Origin of the sequence: Actinomadura fulvescens (assembly GCF_039533225.1) — a bacterium.
Classification (GTDB): domain Bacteria; phylum Actinomycetota; class Actinomycetes; order Streptosporangiales; family Streptosporangiaceae; genus Spirillospora; species Spirillospora fulvescens.
Window position 1 is genome coordinate 72227 of record NZ_BAAATD010000021.1, and the last position, 10796, is coordinate 83022.

Sequence of the window (10796 nt, forward strand, 5' to 3'; positions counted from 1 at the left end):
GCAGAAGGCCTCCCGCCATCGGGGCAGGAGGCCTCCTGTCACTTCTTGCGCTGGGCGTAGACCACGCCGCCAAGGCACAGCACACCCCCGGCGATGGCCAGCCACTCCGGGACCTCGCCGAGGAACAGCCAGCTCAGCAGCACGGCGAACGGGGCGACCAGGTAGGTCATCGCGCCCATGCGTCCGGCGGTGGTGCGCGCGAGGGCGTACGCCCACGTCGTGAAGGCGAGCGCGGTCGGCAGCACGCCGAGATACACCGTCCACGCGATCGTTTCGCCGTCTGCGTCGCCGAGCTCGCCGATCAGTTGCGGCGCGAACGGCAGGCAGACGACGCTACCGATGACGCATCCGAGCCACGTCACCGTCAACGCCGAGGTGTCCTTCAGGAGCGGCTTCTGCAGGATCACGCCGCACGCGTACGCCATGGCCGCCAGCACGCAGAGCAAGGAGCCGATCGCCGCCGAGGAACTGTGGCCCAAAGTGGCCAGGCCGATAAGAATCGCCCCGCTGAAGGCGATCCCGCCGCCGATCAGCAACGGTCGCGGAAAGCCCTCGCCCAGCAGCAGGCCGGCCAGCACCGCGATGAAGATCGGGCCCAAACTGATGAGCATGGACGCGGTTCCGGCGTCGATGCGCTGCTCCGAGGCATTGAGCGCGATGTTATAGAAGCCGAACCAGATAATGCCGTACGCCAAGAGCCGCGGCAGTTGCGCCCGCGATGGAACGGAACCCCTCCGGTAGAGCACGATTACACCCAGAATGAGGGCCCCGATGAAAAGCCGCCCGAGGGTCAGCGGGCCCGCTGATATATCCCGGCCGGCCGCTCTGATCCCGACGAAGGCCGAGCCCCAGAGCACGACTGTGACCAGCGCGGCCGTCAGTGCGAGGCGTTCCTCGGTGTCCGGGACGGGTGGCGTGCCCGCTTTTTCGGTGGCCATGAGTCCTCCTCAATCACTGGCGGGCTTATGGGCACCGGCAGCAGATCGATGGACACGGAGAAGGCGGGATGACCGCACTCCGCGTCGCCCGTGGAATATGGGCCGGTCGGCCGACGGCCATGAACGATGACCGAAACTCCCCGGCCTGACACCATGCTGGAGCCGCCACACTTGACCGTACCGTTTTTGACAACCTTCGTGAAGCGGCCTACATCGGACGCGGTAAAAGTGTGCGGAAGTGCGCGGGCTTGGGTCAGAGTCGTGCGGCCAGGGCCTCCAGTAGCTCGACCTGTTCGTCCGCGGTGAGGGGGCGGAGGTTGAGGACGATATGGGTCTCGTCGGCGCCCAGAGCGCGAGACCGTTCCAGGCCGTCGAGGGCGGCTTCGACGAAGGCCGTCTCGGAGATCTCGGCTCCGGGCAGGAGCGGGATCGTGTTCACCACCACGGTGCCGGTCCCGCCCGCGTCCCGGTACCAGTTGATCTGGGTACGCGTGTCGTCCCAGTTCACGGCGGTGGTGATGAAGCCGTCCCCGGTGAGGGAGTCCGATGAGGGAGTCCGGAGGTGGGTCGGAGCGCCCTGGAGGATTTTGCGGTCGTGCGCCGGAGATATTTTCGGTCTGGACGTCAAAACCGCGTCGTCGGCTCCGACTCATCGGCGAGCGGGGCCACCCGGCACACCGCACGATCCGCGAAGGAGACGACGTGCAGTTCCTGTTGATCATGCACATGAACCCCCAGATCTTCGAGGCCCTCACCGAGGAGGAGCGGCAGGAGGTGATGTCCGGCCACGGCGCGTTCATCGAGACGATCAAGAAGAGCGGCGAGATGATCGACACCGTCGCGCTGGCCGACCCGTCGCAGAGCGCCGTGGTCCGGGTCCGCGACGGCGCCCCGGCGGTGACCGACGGCCCGTACCTGGAGGCCAAGGAGTTCCTCGGCGGCTACTACCTGGTCGAGTGCGAGAGCAAGGAGCGCGCCTACGAGCTGGCCGCGATGATTCCGGACGCGGGCGTCGACGGCATGGGGATCGAGGTGCGCCCGGTGATGTTCCGGGACGCGCCACGGGGCTGACCGCGGTGAAGTTCGTCCTGACCCTCTACCGGGACCCTCCCTGGGACGATCGCGACCACGAGGAATTCCTGACGGCGGCCCGGGAGGCCGGAGAGCTGGTCGGCGTCCTGGTGCCGGCCGACCCGTCCACCAGCGCCGTCGTACGGGTCCGGGGCGGCGTGACCACCGTGACGGACGGGCCGTACCTGGACACCGGCGACCAGGCCGGCGCGCACTACCTGCTGGACTGCGACGACCGTGACCGCGCCGTGGAACTGGCCGGACTGCTGCCCGCGCGCGCGGTCGAGGTACGGCCGCTGATGGGCGCCGCGGGGATGGAGATGTGAGCACGCCCGACCGGATCGGGGACCTGCTGCGCACGCTCGCGCCGCAGGTCCTCGGCGTGCTCCTGCGCCGGTACGGCGGGTTCGAGGAGTGCGAGGAGGCCGTCCAGGACGCGCTCCTGGCCGCCGCCACGCAGTGGCCCGAACAGGGCGTCCCGGACAGTCCCCGCTCGTGGCTGGTCACGGTCGCGTCCCGCCGCGTGGTCGACCAGGTGCGCAGCGAGACCGCGCGGCGGCGCCGCGAGATCGAGGCCGCCGTCCGGGACGCGTCCGACGCCGGCATCGTGGCCGCGCCCGGCGAGGACGCGCCGGCCGACCGGGACGACACGCTCACGCTCCTGTTCCTGTGCTGCCATCCCACGCTGACGCCCGCCTCCCAGGTCGCGCTCACGCTGCGCGCCGTCGGCGGTCTCACCACCGCCGAGGTGGCGCAGGCGTTCCTGGTCCCCGAGGCGACGATGGCCCCGCGGATCAGCCGCGCCAAGCAGAAGATCAAGGCGGCGGGCGCGACGTTCACCCCGCCGGCCGACCAGGAGCGGCTGGACGCCGTGCTGCAGGTCCTCTACCTGATCTTCAACGAGGGGTACGCCGCCAGTTCGGGTCCCGACCTGCGGCGCGGCGAGCTGACCGGCGAGGCGATCCGGCTCACCCGGATGGTGCACCGGTCGCTGCCGGGTGACGGCGAGGTGGCCGGGCTGCTGGCGCTGATGCTGCTGACCGACGCCCGCCGCGCCGCCCGCACCGATACCGACGGCCGCCTGGTGCCGCTGGCCGAGCAGGACCGCGCCCGCTGGGACCGCGCCATGATCGACGAGGGTGTGGCGCTGGTCAGCGAGGCGATGGCGTCCTCGCCGCTCGGCCCGTACCAGCTCCAGGCGGCGATCGCCGCGCTGCACGTCCAGGCCCCGCGCGTCGAGGACACCGACTGGGAGCAGATCCGCGTCCTGTACCGCATCCTGTCGCGCATCGCGCCCAATCCGATGGTCACGCTCAACCACGCCGTCGCGGTCGCGATGACGCGCGGGCCCAAGGCCGGGCTCGACCTGCTCGCCGACCTGGACGACGACCCGCGGATGGCGCGCCACCATCGCCTGTACGCCGTCCGTGCCCATCTCCTTGAGATGGCAGACGACCACGACGCCGCGCGCGAGAACTACGAACGCGCGGCCCGGCTCACCACCAGCCTCCCCGAGCAGCGCTACCTGCGGGATCAGGCGTCCCGCCTCACCACGGCGGACCGGCGCTGAGATCTCGTCAGCCGGACGCGCGGAAGTAGGAGGGGTGACGCGGCGCCAACGTCTGGGTGACCCGGCGTAGTCGTTCCTCGTCGATGGTGTCGCCGCCCTGCGTCACGGTAACGAGCGCATGGTCCTTGCGAGCGATGTAGACGACGTTCCTGGGGTCGTCTGAGCGCCGCCACAGGTCCGGTCCGGCGGCCACGCAGGACTGGTCGGGGGCGTAGGCGTCGTCCCAGTTGCAGCGCTTGGGCGGCGCGAAGCGGGCCGGAAGGTGGTAGACGCCCACGCTGATGGAGGACGTGGCGACGGTGTAGTCGTCGGTTCCCGGAGACGGCGAGGCCAGGCGGGCGGGCAGCAGCGTGTAGCGGAACGTGGGGCCGGAGCGAGAGGCGTCCTTGACCACGTATCCGGGCAGGTCGGGGCCCAGCAGCGGGACACCGGCGTCGCCCAGATAGTCGTCGCGCGCGCCCTGCGCCCTGTCGTCCTGGTAGGCGGCGGCGAGCCGGGAGGCGGGCAGCAGCGCCACGATGGCGACGACCCCGGCGATCCGCCACGGCAGCGCCATCCCGCGCCCGCACACCAGGGCGGCCGCCGCGAAGCCGACGAAGGGGGACAGCATCAGCAAGCTGGGCGTGGTGATGTTGGGACGTGCCTGCGTCGCCAACCAGCCGGTGAGGATGGACGCGACGGTGCCGAGCGCCGCCGCCGGCAGGGCCGGGCGAACGCCCACCAGCCACAGCGCGGGCCAGGACGCGACCGCGGCCCCGGTCAGGCATGCGAGCACGATCAGCATGACCTCCGCCATGCAGCCCAAGCCACCCTCCCGGCAGGGGAACGCCGCCGACACCGCCACGGCCGCCAGCGCCCCGACCAGGGCGAGCCCGGTACCGACGATCCCCGCCAGCAGTGGCCGGAGCGCGGCAGGTGGTTCCCGACGAAGATTCACATCACCGACTGTGGCAGGCCATGCCGAACGCGGCCTGAGTACGCGTACTCAACTCGGACCGTCGAACGGGCTCAGGGGCGGAGGTATGGGGCGGCGTATGGGGCGGGCTGATTCGAGCGCATCGGAGGACCCCGGCTGGTTCCCGCCCGAAATCAGCGTTTCCGCTGTGCCCTTTTGGCTGGTCCGGTTCCCTGGCTGGACCGGTTGGTTGCGCCCCGATCCGGGCGAAATTTGGTCCTTGCTCACCGTCTGAAGTGCGGTTACGTTCCCAATAATTAGTACAGTTTCCTAATTATTGAAGGGGACTGGGATGGCCGCACGTCGCTCCCCGCTCCGGACGATCATCGCCGGATGTGCCGCGTTCCTCCTGACTCTCGCCCTCGCCCCCGCCGCCACCGCCACCGCGCTCACGCGTGCCGCGGACCCGACCGCCGCCTGCCGGACCGTCCAGGAATGGGGGAACGGCGCCCAGTACACCTGCACCGTCACCAACGGCGGCGGCACCGCCATGTCGAGCTGGAAGCTGGAGTTCGACCTGGCCTCCACCACGCGGGTGGGCTCGTATTGGGACGCCGTGCTCACCAGTTCCGGCGACCACCACTCGTTTGCCAATCGCACCTACAACGGCACGATCGCGCCGGGCGGCTCTGCCTCGTTCGGGTTCCTGGTGTCGTTCACCGGCACCTTGAGCGGGCCACAGAACTGCAAGCTCAACGGCCAGCCGTGCGCGGGCGGCCCCCAGGACGTCCCGCCGAGTGCTCCTGGCAACCTGCGCACCACCGAGGTCACCGCCACGTCGGTCTCGCTGGCCTGGGACGCCGCGACCGACGACCGGGGCATCAAGAACTACGACGTGCTGAACGGCACCGCCGTCGCGGCCACCGTCACCGGCACCACCGCGACGATCAGCGGGCTGACGGCGGGCACCCGCTACACCTTCGCCGCACGCGCCCGCGACACCGCCGATCAGCTGTCCCCGGCCGGCAATGCCGTCACCGTCACCACGCCCGGCAGCGGCGAGGACACACCGCCGACCAAGCCCGGTGGGCTGCGCATCACCGGGACCAGCGGCAACTCGGTCTCGCTGGCCTGGACCGCCGCCACTGATGACCACGGTGTGACCGGATACGACGTGCTGCAGAACGGCTCGGTGGTGCAGTCGGTGACCGGCACGACCGCCACCGTCGCCGGGCTGGCGACGGGAAGCTACCGGTTCGCCGTGCGCGCCAAGGACACCATCGGCCAGAACTCCGCGCCCAGCGACGAGGTGACCGCCACCGTAGGGCCGGGCACCGGCGGTTGCCGCCCCGACGGGCTCTACCAGACGCCAGGCGTCACGCCTCCGTACTGCCAGATCTATGACAACGACGGCCGGGAGAAGATGGGCTCCGGCCACCCGCGCCGTTCGATCGGCTACTTCACCGGATGGCGGGACGGGAAGAACAACGCGCCGCGCTACCTCGCCAGCGATATCCCGTGGAACAAGCTGACGCACATCAACTACGCGTTCGCGCACATCGACGGCCAGAACAAGGTCTCGGTCGGCGGCGACCTGCCCGCCAACCCGGCGATCGGGATGCAGTGGCCGGGCGTGCAGGGCGCGGAGATGGACCCGGCGTACCCGTACAAGGGCCATTTCAACTTGCTCAACAAGTTCAAGAAGCAGCATTCGAACGTCAAGACGCTGGTCTCGATCGGCGGCTGGGCCGAAAGCGGCGGCTACATCGATGACAGCGGCAAACGCGTCGCCTCCGGCGGCTTCTACACGATGACCGACAGCCAGGCGAGCATCAACACCTTCGCCGATTCGGTCGTCGCGTTCCTGCGCCAGTACGGATTCGACGGCGCGGACATCGACTACGAGTACGCCACCTCCATGAAGTACGCGGGTCACCCCGACGACTTCACCTTCTCCAACCCGAGACGCGCCAAGCTGATGGCCGGTTACGTGGCGCTGATGAAGACGCTCCGCGAGAAGCTGGACGCGGCGAGCGCGGCCGACGGCAAGTACTACATGCTGACCGCCGCCGTCTCGGCCTCCGGCTGGATCCTGCGAGGGCATGACAGCTACCAGGTCGTGCCTTACCTGGACTACGCCAACATCATGACCTACGACCTGCACGGATCGTGGAACCACTTCGTCGGCCCCAACGCCGCGTTGTACGACGACGGTAAGGACAACGAGCAGGTCGAAGGCGCGGTCTACAGCACCTACGGCATGGGATACCTGAATACCGACTGGGCTTACCACTACTTCCGTGGCGCGATGCAGCCCGGCCGCATCAATATCGGCCTGCCCTTCTACACCCGCGGATGGCAGAACGTCACCGGCGGCACGAACGGGCTGTGGGGCAAGGCCGCGCTACCCGACCAGACGAAATGCCCCCCAGGCACCGGCAGCACAGTGGGCTCCACGACCCCGTGCGGCAACGGAGCCGTTGGTATCGACAACCTCTGGCATGACCTCGACAACAACGGCAAGGAAATGGGCTCGGGCAGCAATCCGATGTGGCACGCCAAGAATCTCCAGCAGGGAATCCAGGGCAGCTACATCCGGGACTACGGGCTTGACCCGGACAACGACCCCCAGGACCGGCTAACCGGAACCTACAGCCGCCAGTACGACAGCACCATGAGGGCGCCGTGGCTGTGGAACAGCACCAAGAAGGTGTTCCTGTCGACCGAGGACGACCAGTCGGTGGCCGCCAAGACCCAGTACGTGGTCGACAAGGGCATCGGCGGCGTCATGTTCTGGGAGCTCGCCGGTGACTACGCCTGGGACCAGTCCCGCAACGGCGGCCAAGGCGAACACTTCATGGGCACGACGTTGACCACGCTGATCGACGAGAAGCTCAGGACCGCGGGCCCGTACCAGAACCGCAAGTCCGACCACGCCATGCCCCCCGACCTCCTCAACGTGAAGGTCGACCTGGTCAACTTCCCGGTGGGCGACGCCAACTACCCCATCACCCCGACGATGCGGATCACCAACAACTCGGGCCAGGCCATTCCGGGCGGAGCCGTCTTCAAGTTCGACTTCGGCACCTCCGCCCCCTCCTCGATGACCCAGCAATCCGGCTGGACCCTGTCCGTCCAGGCCGGCCACACCGGCAACAACGTCGGCGGCCTCAAGGGCGACTTCCACCGGGCGACCCTCACCGTCCCCGCCTCCACGAGCATCCCCAACGGCGGCACCGCCAACGTCGCCCTGAGCTATCGGCTCCCCATCTCCACCCCGTCCAACTTCACCCTCACCTTCGGAGGCAAGTCCTACGCCCTGACGCAGGACCATCCGACAACCGCCTCAGTAGGCGGCACCCGCCGCTGACCACGCCCCGCCATTGACCCCGCCCCCCGCCACCGATCCATAACCCGCCGTCAGGCGCACACCAAGCGCCGCTACCGGGACCCACGGAAGGCGTGCACCACACCCGCACGCACACGACATTCCGCGTCCTCTCGCTCCCTGTTCCCAACCCCCCACCCCCACGAAGGAGGAGGCATGGAGCACAAACACCAGTTCGCCGTGACAGGGCTGATCGTCGCAGCGGGCGGCCTCGTCGCCGCTCTCGCGATCCCCGCCCTGGCCTCACCGGCGCCCGACGGCGCCACGCCGATGGCCGCTTCCGGGCAGGACGCCGAGATGATCTCGGCTCTCCAGCGCGACCTGGGCCTGACCGCCGACCAGGCACGCGCTCGCCTGGAGACCGACGACCGCGCCGGCCGTATCGAACGGGCGATGCGCTGGGACCTCGGCTCCCGCGCGTTCGGCGGCGCCTGGGTCGCGAACGACGGCTCGCGGGTCGTCGTCGCGACCACCGACGCGTCGAAGGCCGCCAAGATCCGGGCGTCCGGCGCCGAGGTGAAGCTCGTCCAGCGCAGCGAAACCGACCTCACCGTCGCCAAGAGAACGCTTGACAACCGCTCTGGCTCGGCTCCCAAGACCGTGCCCGGCTGGTACGTCGATGTCGCCGCCAACAGGCTCGTCGTGCTCGCCCACGCGGGTGCCGAGCGCGCGGCCAAGCGGTTCGTGGCGGCGAGCGGCGTCGACGCCGGCGCCGTGCAGATCGTCCGGTCGCAGGAGAAGCCCCGCCCGTTGATCGACGTCATCGGCGGAAACGCGTACTACATCGGTGGCGGCACCCGATGCTCCATCGGGTTCTCCGTCAACGGCGGTTTCGTCACGGCCGGGCACTGCGGCAACACCGGCGCGCGCACCACGCAGCCGAGCGGGACGTTCCGGGGTTCCAGCTTCCCCGGCAACGACTACGCGTGGGTTCAGGTCGACGCGGGCAACACTCCCCGTCCCCTGGTGAACCGCTACCCCGGCACCGTCACTGTCGCCGGATCCCAGGAAGCTCCCGTGGGCGCGGCCGTCTGCCGGTCCGGCTCCACCACCCGGTGGCACTGCGGCACGATCAACGCGCGGCAGGCGTCGGTCACGTACCCGCAGGGCACGGTCAGCGGGCTGATCCGCACCAACGTGTGCGCGGAGCCCGGCGACTCGGGCGGCTCGCTGCTGTCGACGAGCAACAACCACGCCCAGGGCGTCACTTCCGGCGGCTCCGGCAACTGCTCGTCGGGCGGGACGACGTTCTTCCAGCCTGTGCCGGAAATCCTCCAGGTGTACAGCTTGACGCTGCTCACCGGAAACGGCGGCACCACGCCGCCGACGACGCCACCCCCGGGTGACTGCGGGGAACTGTCGGCCTGGAGCGCCTCGACCGGATACGCACCGGGTGACCGCGTGGGCCACAACGGCAACGGCTGGGAGGCCACCTGGTGGTCGACCGGCGCCGAGCCCGGCGATCCCGGCTCCTGGGCGGCCTGGAAGGACCTCGGTGCCTGCTGATCCAGTCGCTCGTCACTGATTCGTGGCGTATGGCCACCGAGCCCGGCTCGCGTGGTCCATACGCCACGAATCGACGCGGCTCCCCGGTTGCCGAAGTTTAGTTATGCCCAGCCTGCGCCACCGGGCACGGGCCGCCACGCTGCTGGCGCCGCTCGGCCTGCATCCCGCGGCGCGCCGACCAACCCGCAGTGGTACGCCAGCGTGGTCGCCGAGCCGTTCATCGAACTCCAGGACGGCACCGTGACCCGCGAGTACCGGGCGCGTCAGGTGTTCGGAGACGAGAAGGCCCTCTGGTGGCGCCGAGCGGTGGACCGTACCCGGCCTATGCCGACTACCAGCGCATCACCGACCGCGAGATCCCGGTCTTCGTACTCGAACCGATGGCCGGTGAATCCCGGCGAGGCGATGGCCGGTAGCGGCCGGTGTCGCTGACAGCCTCCCGGACCGCACCTAGCGTCCCAGTAACACCTCCAAACGCGGGAGGGGAGAGCGTCGATGCGTGGGATGTCACGTGCGGCCGTACTCCTGGGCGTGGTGGGCACGGCGATCGCACTGCTGAGCGGCCCCGGGTCCGGACGGGACGTTCCAGACCGCTCGGTGTCGGCGAGCACGGTGACCGCGAAGATCCATCACTACAACCTCTGCCAGGGCAACGACTTCTGCGGCTCGGCAGCCGGTCGCCAGTACAGGCAAGGTGCGCTGAACCACCTGCGCTGGTTCGCGGCGGCCGAGGGACCCTGGTTCATCTCCGTCAACGAGGTCTGCCTAAGGGACTACAAGCAACTGCGCACCGACCTGAACGTCAACGGCGACTTCGTGCAGACCCATCCCGACCATCCCCGTTGCGTCGATGTCTGGGGCGAGGGAAACGGCGCGTACGGGAGCGCGATGCTCGCGCCGGGCGGCATCGTGGAGAAGGCCAAGCGCATCGAACTGCCTAACCCCGGCCGGAACTGCGATGAGCAGGAGTGCCGTAGGGCGTTGTGTCTCAGGGCCGCCACGTACGCCGGTCCCATGACCGTCTGCACGGCGCATCTCGAACCGGACGGGGAGCTAGCGCCCAAGCAGGCCACCGCCTACTACAAGGAGGCTCGGCTCTTCAACGCCGAGGGCGGCCTCCGGCGCGGACTGGTCCTGGCAGGCGACTTCAACATCACACCCGGCCAACTCCCGCCGGACTACCGCGACCTGACCGACCTGGTCCAGGCCGAGGACACCGACTGGAGCCTCACCGGCACCTATCCGACCTGGACGGGCAGAGGCGTCACGGCCAAGCCCACCCGCCACATCGACTACATCTTCGTCGAGAGGGGAGTAGGCACACCGCGCCCGTTCCCTCCGTACTGCCGCCACCCCGACCACCCGAACGAGCACATCGAGGCCAGCGACCACTGCTACACCAAAGGCCACTGGGACCTTTAAAGCACG

The 10796-nt window shown here is 69.3% G+C and carries 10 protein-coding genes; 7 read left to right on the top strand and 3 right to left on the bottom strand.

The features are described from left to right. Positions 1–38: 38 nt before the first annotated feature. A complete protein-coding gene (locus tag ABD333_RS44405) occupies positions 39–938 on the bottom strand; it encodes a DMT family transporter (RefSeq protein WP_344548907.1) in 900 nt (299 codons plus the stop codon). Between the two features lie 253 nt (positions 939–1191). Beyond that, positions 1192–1446: a hypothetical protein gene (locus ABD333_RS44410; protein WP_344548909.1), complete on the bottom strand. Its 255-nt coding sequence runs from the start codon at positions 1444–1446 to the stop codon at positions 1192–1194. A gap of 194 nt (positions 1447–1640) precedes the next feature. On the opposite strand from ABD333_RS44410, the gene ABD333_RS44415 reads away from it, so the two are divergent. Genes ABD333_RS44415 through ABD333_RS44425 form a run of 3 tightly spaced genes read left to right on the top strand, consistent with a single transcriptional unit; the run spans position 1641 to position 3579 of the window. Beyond that, on the top strand, positions 1641–2009 hold the full coding sequence (locus ABD333_RS44415) for a YciI family protein (protein WP_344548911.1): 369 nt from the start codon (positions 1641–1643) through the stop codon (positions 2007–2009). A gap of 5 nt (positions 2010–2014) precedes the next feature. Beyond that, positions 2015–2335 carry a YciI family protein gene (locus ABD333_RS44420; protein ID WP_344548913.1) on the top strand — a complete coding sequence of 107 codons (321 nt, stop codon included), beginning with the start codon at positions 2015–2017 and terminating at the stop codon, positions 2333–2335. Then, entirely contained in the window at positions 2332–3579 is a 1248-nt protein-coding gene (locus ABD333_RS44425) for an RNA polymerase sigma factor (RefSeq protein WP_344548915.1), read from the top strand. The genes ABD333_RS44420 and ABD333_RS44425 overlap by 4 nt, the downstream gene beginning before the upstream one ends. Positions 3580–3586: 7 nt before the next feature. On the opposite strand, the gene ABD333_RS44430 is transcribed toward ABD333_RS44425, so the two are convergent. Further along, positions 3587–4516 (bottom strand): hypothetical protein, encoded by a 930-nt coding sequence (locus ABD333_RS44430; protein ID WP_344548916.1) that lies wholly within the window; start codon positions 4514–4516, stop codon positions 3587–3589. Positions 4517–4826: 310 nt separating this feature from the next. On the opposite strand from ABD333_RS44430, the gene ABD333_RS44435 reads away from it, so the two are divergent. The 4 genes from ABD333_RS44435 to ABD333_RS44450 all read left to right on the top strand — a co-directional run bounded on the left by ABD333_RS44435 (position 4827) and on the right by ABD333_RS44450 (position 10790). After that, complete coding sequence (locus ABD333_RS44435) at positions 4827–7844, top strand: glycosyl hydrolase family 18 protein (protein WP_344548919.1); 3018 nt, start codon at positions 4827–4829, stop codon at positions 7842–7844. A gap of 174 nt (positions 7845–8018) precedes the next feature. Continuing rightward, positions 8019–9368, top strand: a complete 1350-nt coding sequence (locus ABD333_RS44440; RefSeq protein ID WP_344548921.1) for an alpha-lytic protease prodomain-containing protein — start codon at positions 8019–8021, stop codon at positions 9366–9368. 201 nt (positions 9369–9569) lie between these two features. Continuing rightward, positions 9570–9800 (top strand): nitroreductase/quinone reductase family protein, encoded by a 231-nt coding sequence (locus ABD333_RS44445; RefSeq protein WP_344548923.1) that lies wholly within the window; start codon positions 9570–9572, stop codon positions 9798–9800. A gap of 63 nt (positions 9801–9863) precedes the next feature. Then, the gene (locus ABD333_RS44450) at positions 9864–10790 is read left to right on the top strand and encodes an endonuclease/exonuclease/phosphatase family protein (protein ID WP_344548925.1); all 927 of its coding nucleotides are present in this window, start codon (positions 9864–9866) and stop codon (positions 10788–10790) included. Positions 10791–10796: the final 6 nt, after the last annotated feature.